Origin of the sequence: Croceibacter sp. (genome assembly GCF_002716225.1) — a bacterium.
GTDB classification, from domain to species: domain Bacteria; phylum Bacteroidota; class Bacteroidia; order Flavobacteriales; family Flavobacteriaceae; genus Croceibacter; species Croceibacter atlanticus.
This window is the reverse complement of the sequence record NZ_PAZX01000017.1, coordinates 1-14,907: the sequence shown is the minus strand read 5'-3', so window position 1 is coordinate 14,907 and position 14,907 is coordinate 1. Positions and strand designations below refer to the sequence as shown.

16 protein-coding genes are annotated in these 14,907 nt (G+C 33.5%); 3 read left to right on the top strand and 13 right to left on the bottom strand.

All coding sequences use genetic code 11. The annotated features are described in order from the left end of the window. Window position 1: 1 nt before the first annotated feature. Together CL818_RS12945 and CL818_RS12940 are read right to left on the bottom strand one after the other, a co-directional pair. Complete coding sequence (locus CL818_RS12945; RefSeq protein WP_272974146.1) at window positions 2–616, bottom strand: fumarylacetoacetate hydrolase family protein; 615 nt, start codon at window positions 614–616, stop codon at window positions 2–4. A gap of 2 nt (window positions 617–618) precedes the next feature. Then, the gene (locus tag CL818_RS12940; protein ID WP_272974147.1) at window positions 619–1,395 is read right to left on the bottom strand and encodes a 3'-5' exonuclease; all 777 of its coding nucleotides are present in this window, start codon (window positions 1,393–1,395) and stop codon (window positions 619–621) included. A gap of 113 nt (window positions 1,396–1,508) precedes the next feature. On the opposite strand from CL818_RS12940, the gene CL818_RS12935 reads away from it, so the two are divergent. Both CL818_RS12935 and CL818_RS12930 read left to right on the top strand, forming a co-directional pair. Beyond that, the gene (locus CL818_RS12935) at window positions 1,509–2,141 is read left to right on the top strand and encodes a glutaredoxin domain-containing protein (RefSeq protein WP_272974148.1); all 633 of its coding nucleotides are present in this window, start codon (window positions 1,509–1,511) and stop codon (window positions 2,139–2,141) included. 496 nt (window positions 2,142–2,637) lie between these two features. Then, window positions 2,638–2,793 (top strand): hypothetical protein, encoded by a 156-nt coding sequence (locus CL818_RS12930; RefSeq protein ID WP_013188458.1) that lies wholly within the window; start codon window positions 2,638–2,640, stop codon window positions 2,791–2,793. Here the strand turns inward: CL818_RS12930 and CL818_RS12925 are convergent. Genes CL818_RS12925 through prfA form a run of 3 tightly spaced genes read right to left on the bottom strand, consistent with a single transcriptional unit; the run spans window position 2,790 to window position 5,225 of the window. Continuing rightward, on the bottom strand, window positions 2,790–3,311 hold the full coding sequence (locus tag CL818_RS12925) for an adenine phosphoribosyltransferase (protein ID WP_272974149.1): 522 nt from the start codon (window positions 3,309–3,311) through the stop codon (window positions 2,790–2,792). The two genes, CL818_RS12930 and CL818_RS12925, sit on opposite strands and share 4 nt — an antisense overlap. A gap of 1 nt (window position 3,312) precedes the next feature. Further along, window positions 3,313–4,137, bottom strand: coding sequence for an orotidine-5'-phosphate decarboxylase (pyrF, locus tag CL818_RS12920; RefSeq protein WP_286973321.1), 825 nt, complete (start codon window positions 4,135–4,137; stop codon window positions 3,313–3,315). 11 nt (window positions 4,138–4,148) lie between these two features. After that, complete coding sequence (gene prfA / locus CL818_RS12915; protein ID WP_013188461.1) at window positions 4,149–5,225, bottom strand: peptide chain release factor 1; 1,077 nt, start codon at window positions 5,223–5,225, stop codon at window positions 4,149–4,151. 161 nt (window positions 5,226–5,386) lie between these two features. On the opposite strand from prfA, the gene CL818_RS12910 reads away from it, so the two are divergent. After that, window positions 5,387–5,902, top strand: coding sequence for a peptide-methionine (S)-S-oxide reductase (locus CL818_RS12910; protein ID WP_272974150.1), 516 nt, complete (start codon window positions 5,387–5,389; stop codon window positions 5,900–5,902). Here CL818_RS12910 and CL818_RS12905 read toward each other — a convergent pair. The 8 genes from CL818_RS12905 to CL818_RS12870 all read right to left on the bottom strand — a co-directional run. Next, complete coding sequence (locus CL818_RS12905; RefSeq protein ID WP_272974151.1) at window positions 5,854–6,588, bottom strand: hypothetical protein; 735 nt, start codon at window positions 6,586–6,588, stop codon at window positions 5,854–5,856. The two genes, CL818_RS12910 and CL818_RS12905, sit on opposite strands and share 49 nt — an antisense overlap. A 93-nt stretch (window positions 6,589–6,681) precedes the next feature. Beyond that, entirely contained in the window at window positions 6,682–7,863 is a 1,182-nt protein-coding gene (locus CL818_RS12900; RefSeq protein ID WP_272974152.1) for an AIR synthase related protein, read from the bottom strand. A gap of 72 nt (window positions 7,864–7,935) precedes the next feature. Beyond that, on the bottom strand, window positions 7,936–8,202 hold the full coding sequence (locus CL818_RS12895; protein ID WP_013188465.1) for a hypothetical protein: 267 nt from the start codon (window positions 8,200–8,202) through the stop codon (window positions 7,936–7,938). A 69-nt stretch (window positions 8,203–8,271) separates the two neighbouring features. Continuing rightward, the gene (locus CL818_RS12890; RefSeq protein ID WP_272974153.1) at window positions 8,272–8,682 is read right to left on the bottom strand and encodes a 6-pyruvoyl trahydropterin synthase family protein; all 411 of its coding nucleotides are present in this window, start codon (window positions 8,680–8,682) and stop codon (window positions 8,272–8,274) included. After that, a complete protein-coding gene (gene idi, locus CL818_RS12885; RefSeq protein WP_272974157.1) occupies window positions 8,682–9,197 on the bottom strand; it encodes an isopentenyl-diphosphate Delta-isomerase in 516 nt (171 codons plus the stop codon). Before idi ends, CL818_RS12890 begins: the two co-directional genes overlap by 1 nt. A gap of 106 nt (window positions 9,198–9,303) precedes the next feature. After that, window positions 9,304–11,277, bottom strand: a complete 1,974-nt coding sequence (locus CL818_RS12880) for an OmpA family protein (protein WP_041241242.1) — start codon at window positions 11,275–11,277, stop codon at window positions 9,304–9,306. Window positions 11,278–11,318: 41 nt separating this feature from the next. Continuing rightward, window positions 11,319–12,263 carry a PorP/SprF family type IX secretion system membrane protein gene (locus CL818_RS12875; RefSeq protein WP_013188469.1) on the bottom strand — a complete coding sequence of 315 codons (945 nt, stop codon included), beginning with the start codon at window positions 12,261–12,263 and terminating at the stop codon, window positions 11,319–11,321. Window positions 12,264–12,318: 55 nt separating this feature from the next. Then, window positions 12,319–14,907: SdrD B-like domain-containing protein (locus CL818_RS12870; protein WP_286973314.1), on the bottom strand; the 2,589-nt coding region annotated here is incomplete at its 5' end.

Sequence of the window (14,907 nt, the reverse complement as noted above, 5' to 3'; positions counted from 1 at the left end):
ACTATTTTATTTTAATATTAAATATCTGCTTATCTTCTATAAAGCCCTTTAATTTATCTTCAGGATTTACTTTTCCCACACCAGATGGTGTTCCGGTAAATATAACATCTCCAATCTTTAAAGTAAAATACTTGGAGACATATTCTATAAGTTCATCTATCTTCCAAAGCATAAAACTTGTGTTTCCTTTTTGTACTACTTGAGCATTCCTCTCTAAGGTAAAGTTTAAATTATTAATATCCTCTATTTCAGATTTATTTATCCACGTATCTCCAATTACAGCTGCACCATCAAAACTTTTTGCTTTCTCCCAAGGCAAGCCCTTTTCTTTTAATTTTTTCTGTAGGTCTCGAGCAGTAAAATCTATTCCTAGTCCAATTTCATCATAATACTTATGAGCAAATTCTTTTTCTATATGCTTCCCTATTCTATTAATCTTTACCAATACCTCTACCTCATAATGCACGTCTGAAGAAAAATCTGGAATAAAGAAAGGTTGTTTCTTTAATAGTATTGCTGTATCTGGTTTAAGAAATACTACAGGATCTGTAGGTTTCTCATTATTTAACTCTGCAATATGATCTGTATAATTACGGCCTATGCAAATTATTTTCATAGTTAAGAGAGTTTATTGTTTAGGCTTCTTAATTTAATTGCAGTTAGCACCTTTTTAGTATAAAGAGGAAAATCTGCATTTTGTATCCACCCAAAATAACCTGGTTCATTTTCTAAAACATCTTCAACAAGTTTTCCTTTATGCTTTCCGAAAGAGAATGTTTCTGCACCATCTTTATTGTAAGCTATAAACCCAGCAAAATCTGCAAAACGTTTTCTTGAACTAAACTCTGCTAGCCACTTTGTATCATTCTGTAGATCTGGATATTTATCTAGTTGCGCTTTTAAAACCTCGTAAGTTGCCTCAGTATCTGCTGCTGCAGAGTGAGCATCTGTTAGGTCTTTGTCACAGTAAAATTTATAAGCAGCTACTAGTGTACGTTGTTCCATTTTATGAAAAATAGTCTGCACATCGACTGCAGAAGAGTTTTTCATATCAAAATCTATATCTGCTCTAAAAAGCTCTTCTGCCAACAATGGTATATCGAACCTATTACTATTAAAACCGCCAAGATCACATCCTTTTATCATTTCATATATAGAAGAAGATAACTCTTTAAAGGTTGGCTCATTAGCAACCTTTTCATCTGTTATGCCGTGAACAGCTGTAGTTTCTGCAGGAATCGGTCGCTCTGGATTAACCAACCAGGTTTTACTTTCTTTATTACCGTTTGGGAATACTTTAAGTATAGAAATTTCTACAATTTTATCATTAGCTACATTTACACCTGTTGTCTCGAGATCAAAAAAACAAATGGGTTTGGTGAGTTTTAATTCCATATTCTATTTTTACTGCTATTTAAAGTTTGGCATTCTTGTTGAACAAAAATAAAGGATAACATTTACATCAAGCAGTAAAGCCTAAATTTACTTTTTCAAAATTAAACGTATTAATGAAACTATTACTAACACTAATAATATTCTGTATATTTTCAACCGGTTATGGTCAATTTGAAGATGATCGCGTAACATTAATTGAAGACGTACAACCAAAACGAACTATCATTTCTGTTAAAAATAATATCAACTCTAACCTGAATGTATTTCTCAAGATTGATGGTGTTGGCTATAGAAGAAGTAGTGACAGACCAATTATTAAAGATATTCCCGCTAACGCGCAAGTTGAAATGATAACATTAATACCTCTAAAAAATGAAACATCTTCTTACACGCACCTATTAGTTGTAAACGATAAGGAAAAAAATCTTACAGTTGAGTTTGAAGATGACCCCGAATTACAAGATTTTGTTATGCTTTTAGACAATGACCTAGTGGTCTTTACAAAAGATGAGTGTCCTCGTTGTGACCAAATGATATCTTTAATGCAAAATGAACACACACCTTTTAAAGTGATTAATATAGATGACCGCAAACGATACTACGATGCGCTTTACGTTTTGCTAAAACTTGAAAACGAAGAAGATTACAGCGTAAAATTACCCATTGTAAGAAAACGTGGCGAAATGATTTACCCAATTTGGAATGTAAGACAAATGGCCAGACTACTTTCTGAAGAGTTTAAATAACATATTTTAATTGTAAAAACACTGACGTTTTCCTTTTAAATGGAAGACGTTTTTTTATTCCTGAAAAATAGAACCCCAGAAAACACCTACTTTTTAAATGCAATAGCCCTTGGTAATTTAAAAAGTGATTAAAAGCACCCTGCAATTATAACAGTTTACTTGCAAAAGGATCAAAATACATTACATATTAAAACATAATTTAAGAAGCGTGTATTCATATCGAAATACAATGTATTTTTTTACTTACAAATTAGCAGTCAAATAGAATAATAGTTATTCAAAAGTTTGTAATGAAGGATTATTACTACATATCTTCAAAAGACAAACGCAAAAGATGTGTTTAGCTAACCAAAAAAAAAAGTATTATGACAGCTCTTATTTATTTTATTATTGATCTTTTAAGTATGTGACTAACAATTACAAAACCTTCAATTACTGTAGCGCGCACAGTGGTTGAAATTTTAAAATAGTCTGTAATATTTTGTAACTTTATTACATGAAAAAGATGTTTTTTAAAAAATTAGCTAAGTTTAATAAGAAGTTCTTACCTAGCTACAGCAAACAAGAGTTAGATCTCACAAAAGCAACACTTTTACAAAAAGCCGTGTTTGGTTTTAGATTATGGGTTACAAAAAATGCCTTGGAGGATTAGTAACTAAGTACAGAAGCTACATTATAGTCTTTAAGCTTCTCACTACCCTTTAAAAAACTTATAATCATTAAGAAGTTACATTGTACAACTTCTCCACCCAAGCTTTCAATAAGATTAACTACAGCTTTAGCAGTTCCTCCAGTTGCTAGAACATCATCATGCAACAATACCTTGTCACCTTTTTTAATGGCATCCTTATGAATCTCCAAGGTGTCTGTACCATATTCTAAATCATAGGTTTCAGAATTTGTATTATATGGCAACTTACCTGGCTTCCTAACTGGCACAAAACCAGCATTTAATTCTTTAGCTAATAATGTTCCATAAAAAAAACCACGCGACTCAATTCCCACAACCTTATCTATCTTTAGATCTCCTATTAAATCCAGTAATTCTTGCAAACATTGTTCGCTAGCTTGAGGATGGTTTAATAAAGGTGTAATATCTTTAAAAAGAACACCTTCTTTAGGAAAGTCTTTTACATCACGTATATATTCTTCTAAATTAAAAGTTTTCATACTATGTAAATTGATTTATTTGTGTGGCCATATCGCGCTGTAAAGCCTCTGCTTTTAACATTGCCTTGGTAGCAAAATCTTGATCTTGTGATGCATAAATAATCCCTCTAGATGAGTTTACCAAAAGGCCTATATTTTTGGTCATTCCAAATTTACAAACATCTTCTAAACTACCGCCTTGAGCTCCTACACCTGGCACAAGTAAGAAGCTTTCTGGTAAAATTGCACGTATATCTTTTAGGTACTCTGCTTTTGTTGCACCAACAACATACATTAAATTTTCACTGTTTTGCCAAGTCTTTGAGGTCTTTAAAACGCTCTTATAAAGTGGTTGGTTGTCTGTATTATTTATTGATTGAAAATCGAAAGCACCTTGGTTTGAAGTAAGTGCTAGTAATATAGTATGCTTCTCCTTAAAAGCTAAAAAAGGCTCAACCGAGTCTTTACCCATATATGGCGCCACAGTAACCGAGTCAAAATTTAAATCTTCTAAAAAGGCTTTGGCATACATTGAAGATGTATTACCTATATCTCCACGCTTAGCATCTGCTATTGTAAAGATTTCCGGATGGTTATCGTTAAGATAATCAATCGTTTTCTTTAAAGATTGCCATCCTTTTATACCATAAGCTTCGTAAAAAGCAGTATTAGGTTTATAGGCAACTGCAAGATGGTGCGTTGCATTTATTATAGCTTTGTTGAACTCAAAAATTGGATCTTCTGTTTCTAATAAATGTTTAGGAATCTTATTTAAATCGACATCTAATCCTATACAGAGAAATGATTTTTTTTTATGTATTTCTGAAATTAAGCTTTCAATCTTCATAGAGTTTTATATTAAAACATCTCTCCTGTTTCTTTCAATTTTTCTGTATTCTCAACTAATCTTAGTTCATCAATAATACGTTGTATGTCTCCATCTATAATATTTTGAAGATCATATATTGTAAGATTAATACGGTGATCTGTTACACGGCCTTGCGCATAGTTGTATGTTCTAATCTTTGCACTACGGTCTCCACTTGTCACCATACTACCACGTTTAGCAGCATCCTCTTCTTGCTTTTTAGCAAGCTCTAAATCATACAGTCTAGAACGTAACACTTTAAAAGCTTTCTCCTTATTTTTATGTTGCGATTTTTGATCTTGACACTGTGCTACTAAACCTGTTGGTTCGTGAGTTAAACGTACTGCAGAGTATGTAGTATTTACAGATTGTCCTCCAGGACCAGAAGAACAGAAATAATCTATTCTTACATCTTTTGGATCTATTTCTACATCAAACTCTTCTGCTTCTGGAAATACCATTACAGTGGCAGCACTTGTATGTACTCTACCTTGCGTTTCTGTTTGTGGCACACGTTGTACACGGTGCACACCTGCCTCATACTTTAAAGTACCGTAAACATCGTCTCCGGAAACTTCAAATTGAATTTCTTTAAAACCACCGCTTGTACCTTCGCTAAAATCGACAGTACTGCAGTTCCAACCTTTGCTCTCACAAAATTTAGTAAGCATTCTATAAATATCTCCTGCAAAAATACTAGCTTCATCTCCTCCAGTACCTGCTCTCACTTCCACAACAGCATTCTTAGAATCTTCTGGATCTTTAGGGATAAGCATCATTCTAATTTTATCATCTAAAGCTGGCAATTCAGATTTTGCCTCATCAAGTTGCATTTTAGCCATTTCAGACATTTCTGGATCACTACCATCGGCAATAATTTCCTCTGCTTCTTCAATGCGATTTGTAACTCTAATGTAGTTTTCACGCTCATCCATAAGTTTCTTAAGATCCTTATATTCTTTGGTAAGCTCTACATAACGTTTTTGATCTGAAATAATATCTGGTTGAATAATAAGATCACTTATTTCATCAAAACGTTGTTTTACTATATTTAATTTCTCTAACATGGTCTATTCTCTAAGGACTGCGAATTTACAATATTTTAACCGATTTATTTTGAGGTACAAATCTATTTGATATAATATTTTTGAGCTTTAAATTGTACTTATTCTGCTTAACATTTCCAACATTAATTGTAAGCTATCTTTATGCTGATGACTAAAATACTATGAGTACTCTATTAAAATTTGGTTTTGGTGGTGGATGCCATTGGTGTACAGAAGCCGTTTTTAAACAGCTTAAAGGCGTACACAAAGTTTTACAGGGCTATATAGCCTCTACATCTCCTTTTTCAAATTTTTCTGAAGCGGTTATCGTAAGCTTTAATCCTTCAGAAATTAGTCTTAAAGACTTAATAATGGTTCATTTAAACACACACGCATCTACTAAGGATCATAGTTTCAGAGATAAATATAGAAGTGCCGTGTACTATTATAGTTTAAATGACAAGCCATATATTAAACGTTTACTTGAAGATTTAAAACGTGAAGACAACAAAGCATATATTACCAAAATTCTTAAACTTGAAAGTTTTAAGGAAAGTAGAGAATCTATTAGAGATTACTACACTAAACATCCCAATGCTCCTTTTTGCAACCGCTATATTTTGCCTAAGTTTAAGATATTAAAAAACAACTACTCTTCCTTAACTTTTAAAGGCTTTGACTTAGAAAATGATATATAAGACTCTTTCTTTTCTTTTGCCAAAAAAGTTAACCTAGCGTAAGCTAATAAGTATCCAAAACTATAAATAACAACTGCACAAATTTTTACATATACAGAGGAATAGTAATATTGATCTATAAATCGTAATAAATCTGCTAAGACTATTGATAGCACAAAGCCTAACAAAAAAAGTGAATTTAAACTTGCGACGGAGTTAAAGTGTAAAAACGCCAGACCTATTAAGGAAAGTATTAATAAAAAGTATATAATAAATATTGGCAGTAAAAGTGAACTTTCAAAATATTTTGATAGAATTACTAATAGTGCAACTACCAACAAGGCATTTATAAGAAAAGCACCTATAAAATATGGTTTAAAGCTACTATCTATAGAGTTTGCGCCTTTTCTCTTGTATAAGTAAGCAATTAGTGAGGCATACGCGCCACAAAATGAAAGTAAGGTTAATTCTGAAAAATACCAGGATTCGTAAAAAATGGCAAAAACATTTCCCGAAAAGAAAAATAGAAACATTAACTCACTAGACCATTTAGTATCTCGTGAATATTGGCTGTAAATACCATAAAATAAAATCATAGAAAGCGCCCAAAAGAAACGCAACCAAAAACCGCCATCTAAAATTGCAGCAAGAATAGTAACCGTAAATAAAAGGCCAAGAAAAAGGTAGTTATACTTTTTAAGGTTCATTTTCAAGAGATTAACGCTCCAATATTAAGATAATATTTTGAATATAGCGACTTTTCTCTTAAAATAAAGTTAAAATTAACATTTCAACATATGCTATTCATAGTCAAAAGTACCCTTCTCGGAGATAATTGTCAGTTTTTTTGAATCTGACGCTTCTACTCTACCTATAATTTTAGCATCTACATTAAATGATTCAGAAATTTTAATAACATCTTCAGCAATTTCTTGAGGTAGGTAAATTTCCATACGGTGTCCCATATTAAAGACCTGATACATTTCTTTCCAATCTGTTTTGCTTTCTTCCTGAATAGTCTTGAATAATGGAGGAATCTCAAACATATTGTCTTTTACAATATGTAAATTGTCTATGAAATGTAAAATTTTGGTTTGTGCACCACCACTACAATGCACCATACCGTGAATATCTTTGTTTGAGTACTTTGCCAATAAAGCTTTTACTATTGGCGCATAAGTTCTTGTAGGTGATAAAACAAGTTTACCTGCATTAATTGGACTGTTTGATATAGAATCTGTAAGTGTTTTAGAACCAGAATAAACTAAATCGTTTGGAACAGCTTCATCATAACTTTCTGGGTATTTTATAGCTAAGTAATTTCCAAATACATCGTGTCTGGCACTAGTTAATCCATTACTACCCATACCACCATTATATTCTTTCTCATATGTGGCTTGACCAAATGATGATAATCCTACAATAACGTCTCCTGGTTTTATATTGGCATTATCTATAACATCTTCACGCTTCATTCTCGCTGTTACTGTAGAGTCTACAATAATGGTACGCACCAAGTCACCAACGTCTGCTGTTTCTCCACCAGTAGAATGAATATTAACTCCAAACTCTTTTAATTCTTTTAAAAGCTCTTCTGTACCATTAATAATTTCAGAAATAACTTCTCCAGGTATTAGGTTTTTATTTCTACCTATTGTTGATGATAACATGATATCATCAACAGCACCTACACAAAGTAAATCATCAATATTCATAATTAATGCGTCTTGAGCTATACCTTTCCAGACGCTAATATCTCCTGTTTCTTTCCAGTACATATATGCTAAAGAAGACTTAGTTCCTGCTCCATCTGCGTGCATAATTAAACAATGTTCTTTACTGGCAGTTAGATGGTCTGGTACAATTTTGCAGAATGCTTTTGGAAAAAGGCCTTTGTCTACATTCTTTATTGCGTTGTGCACATCTTCTTTCGAGGCAGAAACACCTCGTTGCGCATATCTTTTGGAAGGATTATCACTCATAATACAAATATAAAAAACCTCTCAGGAGTACAATATCTTGAGAGGTTAAAGCTTTTAAACTAATTGAATATACTATAGTTTGTTAAGACGGTCTACTAACGCGTTAGCTTTAGTGTTGAAATCTTGATTTATAGTTTTGTAGTGTGCCTTTGGATTTTCTACGTTACGCTCATTAACTTTAGCGTTTAACTCATCGAAAGCAGTGATAGAATCATCAACAATAGCTTCTGCTTCTTTACTATCTGCCGTAGGATTATAGTTTTGCCAAATTAGAGAGGTTTCGATAATTTCTCCAAATGCATTATTTAAGTCTTTCTTTAATTGTCTTTTGCTAGCCATAATTACATATTTTGTGCAAAAGTAATCTTATTTAAGTATTCTTAAACTATGTTATGCCTAAAATTTAAATTAAGATCCTGAGTAGGTTACAAAATTTCTTGGTGTTTCGTATAATGTGATTTCTAGCTCTTTTGAACTATCTATATGCTTTCGTAACTTTTGATAGATAACATAGCTAATATGTTCTGCAGTTGGAATAAGGTCTCTAAACTCTTCTACTTCTACATTAAGATTTTTATGATCAAAAGGCACCTCTATTTCTTTATAAATAAGATCTTTTAATTGTCCTAAGTCTATAACAAAACCTGTTTCAGGATCAACATTTCCTGTAACCGATACAATTAACTCATAGTTATGACCGTGATAATTTGGGTTACTACATTTTCCAAATACTTCATTGTTTTTCTTATCACTCCAGTCTTTCCTAAATAATCTGTGTGCGGCATTAAAGTGAGCCTTCCTATGTACGGTTAATTTCATTATGTTATATGGTCATAATATTTATCGAAGATAATTTTAAACCAAGCCGTGTACAGGTCTGGGTTTTCTTTCATATCTATTTTAATATCCTCTAATGAAGCCCATTTCCAAGCTGCCACTTCATCTGGGTTTATATTTGGCTTATCATTAAATTCACCTATTAAGATATGGTCATATTCGTGTTCTGTAAGCCCATTTTCAAACGGAGCTTTATAAATAAAAGAGATGGATTCTTTTAAATCTGTACTAAAACCCATTTCTTCTTGTAATCTTCTTTTTCCTGCAGCAATATTTGTCTCTCCTTCTCTTTGATGACTACAGCACGTATTTGTCCATAATCCTGGCGTATGGTATTTGTGTAGTGCTCTTTGTTGCAACATAAGTTCACCATTTTTATTAAATACAAATACTGAAAATGCACGGTGCAATAATGCTTTTTCATGAGCTTCCATCTTGGCCATTAAGCCTATCTGCTCATCATTTTGGTTTACAAGAATAACTTGTTCTTCTTTTATTTTACTCATATGCGATCAAAAATACGAAAAAGGGTTTAGGATATTCCTATAAAAAAACACCCTTAAAATATAAGGGTGTTTTTTTATAATTTCATTAAGGTTTGTTTTACTCTTCTGAAATTTGAACAATTCTAAATTCAGATCTACGGTTTAACTCGTGTTTCTCTCTAGAGCAAGGTATACCATTAGCACACTCGTTAATTAACTCAGATTCTCCATATCCTCTTCCTGTTAATCTATCTCTAGATATTCCGCCACGCTCTACTATATAATTAATTGTAGATTTATTTCTTCGTTCAGACAATCTCATATTATAGTCGTCTTTACCTCTACTATCTGTGTGAGACCTAACATCTATCTTCATTTCTGGATATTCATTCATTACAGCTATTACCTTAGCTAACTCAACTGCTGCGTCTGGTCTAATATTATGTTTATCAAAGTCAAAATAAATAGGTTCTAATTTTAATAATTTACCTATATCATCACCAACTTCAGCTTTTACAATTTCCTTTTCTAGCATTAAGTCTAGTTCAACCATTTGGCTTTCTGTTGGAGTGGTAAATAATTTTTCATCGCCAATATAATCTTCTTTAGTAGCTCTTAAGAAATACTGCGTTTCACATTCTGTAACAAATGCATAATTAGCACGATCTCCAACTGTAAGGCTTTTAATTACATTGTTATTACCATCTACTAAAGAAACTTTTGCTCCAGGAATTAATTGGCCAGAATCTTTATCTACTACAACTCCCATTACGATAACCTCGCAAAATAGTTTATGTTCCTTTAATTGTTTAAATCTATAAATATCATCATCACCTAAGCCTCCATTTCTATTTGAAGATAAATATCCAAATTTTGTGTCTTCATCAATCACAAAAGCAAAATCGTCTCTTGAGCTATTAGCTGGTTCTCCAATATTTATTATTTCTGAAATTGTTTCTGCATCTGTAACATTAGTGACAAAGATATCTAGTCCTCCTAAACCAATGTGACCATCTGATGCAAAATACATATCACCACTAGCTGTCATAAATGGAAACGTTTCTCTTCCTGCTGTATTTATTCCTTCTCCTAAATTTCTTGGTTCACTATATGAACCATCTGAAAGAATATCTACTACCCAAATATCTGAGAGGCCTTCACTACCTGGCATGTCTGATGAAAAGAATAATTTTTTCTCATCTGGACTTAACGTAGGATGTGCTGTTGAATACTCATCACTATTAAATGGCATTTCTTTAGGTGTCCCAAAATCTTTAGAATCAGAAGAACGTGTTGCTTTATATAATTTTAGCTTGTTTGTCCCTTTCTCATCTTCTCTGTAACTACCATTATTGTAATTATTTTTAGTAAAGTAAACTGTATTACCGTCTTTTGTGAAGGCTGGAGTTGATTCATGGAAAATTGAGTTGAGATTTCCTTTATACTTTTTAACTTCAGAAAGTTCACCATTCGCAGGGTTTATTGAAACCTCATATAAATCTAAAAAAGGATCTCCTGTCCATTCATAAATACGTTTTATAAAAGCTCCAGTATCTCTAGAAGAGGCAAAAACAAGTTTGTTTTCACTAAAAGCGGTTCCAAAATCTGAGTAAGTTGAATTTATAGCAGTTCTAGTAATCTCATAACTACCTGAATTATAGTTTATCTCTCTTAAATAATCTGGTTGTTCTGTAAACAGATAAGCTCTATCATCTTTAGAGCTAAAGGTGTTAAACTTCATCATCCATTTATCTGCTTCGTCATACTTCTCTAATGCTTTTAGTGATTGAGAATATCTAAAGTAATATTCAGACTCCACATCATTAGTAGCATCTTTCATTAATTCTCCATACCATTTGGCAGCATCTTCAAACTCTGCATTAAAATAATATGAATTTCCTAATCTTTTAAATAACTGAGGGCTCCTATAGCCTTCTTCAGCAACTTTCAAATATATTTTTTGTGCATCAATAAATGCATAGCGATCATATTTCTGATCTGCTTTTTCTAATTGTTTTTCTTGTGCTTGTCCTAAAACTGAAATTAAGAGAAAACAAGAAAAAAAGAGTGTATGTAGTAAAGTATTCTTCATAAGATAATGTGTTCCTTTAGACATTTTGTTTCAGATAGGTATTAAAAGAATCTAGGTGTTAACATTCTATCATAGCTTTTCTTCAATTCAAATCTTGCCATAATTTCATAACTACCGTCATTGTATTCAGATAATCTTGTTGTCTCACCATCATATCCAAAGCCAATAAACATAGAGTCTGTTACTTGAAATCCTACTAAACCACTAAATGCAGCGCTCCATCTATAAGCTGCTCCTAAAGTTAGTTTTTCATAAAACATAAAGTTAGCTGTAATATCTACTTGCAAAGGAGCTCCAGCTACTACTTTACCTAAAACTGCTGGTTTAAATTTAATATCATCATTTAAATCTAAAACTAATCCTGTTATTAAATAGTAATTTAAACGTTCATCTGCTATTTCTGAAGAAGATGAGTCTATACTATTATCACTGGTATCATAATGTTCAGTTTTTAAGAAATTTGGTACACTTAAGCCTAAGTAAAATTTATCTGTGTGATAGTATACACCAGCTCCAACTTGAGGTGCAAATCTATTATCTACATTGTTTTGAGCTGTAGGATCACTATTCTCAAAACTTAACTTTGTATAGTCTATATTTAGTAGGTGCGCTCCAGCTTTTAAACCAAAACTCAACTTTCCTCTATATGATGTGTTAATAGTGTAGCTAACAATACCGTCGAAATAAGTTTCTGTAGATGGTCCTATTTCATCATTAGTTACATTAAGACCTAATCCAACTTTACTTCTATTTAATGGTGTATGTGCCGAAATAGTTTGTGTTCTAGGTGCACCGTCTAAACCTACCCATTGACTTCTATGTAGACCAACTATACTCATTACACCTCTAGAACCAGCATAAGCTGGATTTACACTAATAGTATTATACATGTATTGAGTGTACTGTGCATCTTGTTGCGCATTTGAGGTAAAAATACCTACACCTACAAGAAGTAGTAAAACAATGATTAGAGATTTCTTGTTCATATATTTAATATTTTATTTCGGTAGCCAATTGACTACCGAAATATTTTAAACCTTATTATCTGTTAATATATAAATAACCAGCTTTCTTATTTTCTTGTCCTGTAATACTATTAGTGTACTTAAGAACATAGAAGTAAGTACCTACAGGTAATTGTCTGTCTTGCTCGATAGTTACTCTACCTTCGCTTATTCCCACAAACTTATTACCATTTTGACCGTAGCCATCTACATTATAAACTTCAACACCCCAACGGTTATAAATACTTAATGTATTATCTGGGAAGTTTTCAATTCCTCTAATTGTAAATGCATCATTTATACCATCTCCGTTTGGAGAAACACCGTTATAGATTATTAAATCATCTAATGGTTCTAAAGGTGTAACTGTTGGGTCATCTGTATTACTGTTTGGATTCGTTGGATCATCTGAAACATCAACTACCACAACGCCTTCACCACTTTCACCTCTAGCAGTAGCAATGTTTTCAACTTGTCCAGCATCTATATCAGCTTGTGTAACTATATATATAGCTTGGAATGTCGAATCATCTATTTCGCCAATTTCTAATGTAATTGGTCCACCTGTTACAGTTACCAAGTCATCTTCAATAGTTACGTCAAACAATGTAACATTACCAGTATTTTCAACTGTAAATGTATATATAATTTGATCACCTACATCTGGACCATTATCATTAACATCTACATAAGTACCAACTTTTAGTAACGTTAATGCTGGGTTTTGATCTAAAACAGTAACTGTTGAGTCATTATCATCTGCTGTATCTGGGTCATCAGATTGATTATCTGATATAACATCTCCAGCAGGGTTCATTGAATCCACAGCTGCACTATTTTCAAAAGATCCTAAATCAATATCATCTTGTGTGATGATATATGTACCAGTTATGGTATTGTTAGATTCACCTGGTTGTAAAGTTATTGGATTTCCAACTACACTTACATTCGGGTCTAAATCAACAACTGTAACATCTGTTAATTCTGAACAACCAGTATTAGTTACAATAAACATATAGTTAATAGTATCACCTGCATCTAAAATACCATTTGCATTAGTATCTTCTATTGGTAGAATATCTATTTTCTCTAATACTATGCTTGCAGGTGGCTCATAACCATCGTTATCACTAAATACGTTTTGACCAGCTATAACGGTCGTTGTCGTCGGATCTGTACCTTCAGTCATACTATAATCTACTCCATTAGAACATGTTGGTAACGTAGCTTCATCAATATCTGATGTAGCATCACCTTCTGGTAATTGAGTTGATATCCAATTACCATCTACGTCTGTAACTACTGTTGTAACATCACCATTGTTATCTGTAATTATAACTGAAACACCTTCTAAATTAGGTTCTCCTACATCTTGAACACCATTTCCATTAGTATCTTCATATACATGTCCAGATATAGTTCCTGTAGATTCTGGTAGGTAATAACCATCTTCTGTAGTTGATACCGTACCGTTGCTTGGTACTGTTACCGTTTCTGGATCTGAGCCTATAGTCGTCAATTCATATCCTGCCGGAAGCGTCGTCTCATCAACATCTACCGTAGTTGTGCCTGCAGCTACTGTAGCCGTCCAGTTTCCGTCTGCATCAGTAGTAACTACTTGAGTTGTTCCGTCTGCTTCTGTAATCACAACATCCACTCCTGCAAGGTCTATCTCTCCCGCATCCTGTACACCATTGTTGTTGGTGTCCTCGAATACGTGACCAGTTACAGTTCCATCTGGCAGGTAATAACCATCTTCTGTAGTTGATACCGTACCGTTGCTTGGTACTGTTACCGTTTCTGGATCTGAGCCTATCGTCGTCAATTCATATCCTGCCGGAAGCGTTGTCTCATCAACATCTACCGTAGTTGTGCCTGCAGCTACTGTAGCTGTCCAGTTTCCGTCTGCATCTGTAGTAACCACTTGAGTTGTTCCATCTGCTTCTGTAATCACAACATCCACTCCTGCAAGGTCTATCTCGCCCGCATCCTGTACACCATTGTTGTTGGTGTCCTCGAATACGTGACCAGTTACAGTTCCATCTGGTAGGTAATAACCATCTTCTGTACTACCTGTAGAAGTACCTGCAATTGCAATTACTGTTTCAGGGTCTGAGCCTATTGTAGTTAAAATATAACCGTCAGGTAAGGATGACTCATCTACATCTATCGTAGTTGATCCTGCAGTGACTAATGCTACCCAATTACCCATCCCATTTGTAGTTACAGTAAATGTAGTTCCTGTAGAATCAGTAATAATTACATCTACTCCTGCAAGGTCAATCTCGCCTGCATCTTGGATACCATTGTTATTAGTATCCTCGAATACGTGACCGAATACTGTTGCTGTGAATGTATAACCATCGTCTGTCGTTGCTGTATTCTCACCTGCTATCACAGTGACAGTCTCAGGATCTGAACCTGCCGTGGTAAGTACTGAACCATCCTCCAAGGTCGTCTCGTCAACATCCACAGTAGCATCTCCCTCGACAACTGTCGCTGTCCAGTTACCATTGGCGTCAGTCACAACCGTCTGGATGTTTCCATCCATATCGGTGATCACGACATCAACTCCTGGCAAGCCTAGCTCGCCTGCATCCTGGATACCATTGTTATTCTCATCATT

Bases quoted from the DNA above. Each gene is read 5' to 3' on its own strand.
- CL818_RS12945 (WP_272974146.1), bottom strand. From the start codon at position 616: ATGAAAATAATTTGCATAGGCCGTAATTATACAGATCATATTGCAGAG.
- CL818_RS12940 (WP_272974147.1), bottom strand. From the start codon at position 1,395: ATGGAATTAAAACTCACCAAACCCATTTGTTTTTTTGATCTCGAGACA.
- CL818_RS12935 (WP_272974148.1), top strand. From the start codon at position 1,509: ATGAAACTATTACTAACACTAATAATATTCTGTATATTTTCAACCGGT.
- CL818_RS12930 (WP_013188458.1), top strand. From the start codon at position 2,638: ATGAAAAAGATGTTTTTTAAAAAATTAGCTAAGTTTAATAAGAAGTTC.
- CL818_RS12925 (WP_272974149.1), bottom strand. From the start codon at position 3,311: ATGAAAACTTTTAATTTAGAAGAATATATACGTGATGTAAAAGACTTT.
- pyrF (WP_286973321.1), bottom strand. From the start codon at position 4,137: ATGAAGATTGAAAGCTTAATTTCAGAAATACATAAAAAAAAATCATTT.
- prfA (WP_013188461.1), bottom strand. From the start codon at position 5,225: ATGTTAGAGAAATTAAATATAGTAAAACAACGTTTTGATGAAATAAGT.
- CL818_RS12910 (WP_272974150.1), top strand. From the start codon at position 5,387: ATGAGTACTCTATTAAAATTTGGTTTTGGTGGTGGATGCCATTGGTGT.
- CL818_RS12905 (WP_272974151.1), bottom strand. From the start codon at position 6,588: ATGAACCTTAAAAAGTATAACTACCTTTTTCTTGGCCTTTTATTTACG.
- CL818_RS12900 (WP_272974152.1), bottom strand. From the start codon at position 7,863: ATGAGTGATAATCCTTCCAAAAGATATGCGCAACGAGGTGTTTCTGCC.
- CL818_RS12895 (WP_013188465.1), bottom strand. From the start codon at position 8,202: ATGGCTAGCAAAAGACAATTAAAGAAAGACTTAAATAATGCATTTGGA.
- CL818_RS12890 (WP_272974153.1), bottom strand. From the start codon at position 8,682: ATGAAATTAACCGTACATAGGAAGGCTCACTTTAATGCCGCACACAGA.
- CL818_RS12880 (WP_041241242.1), bottom strand. From the start codon at position 11,277: ATGAAGAATACTTTACTACATACACTCTTTTTTTCTTGTTTTCTCTTA.
- CL818_RS12875 (WP_013188469.1), bottom strand. From the start codon at position 12,263: ATGAACAAGAAATCTCTAATCATTGTTTTACTACTTCTTGTAGGTGTA.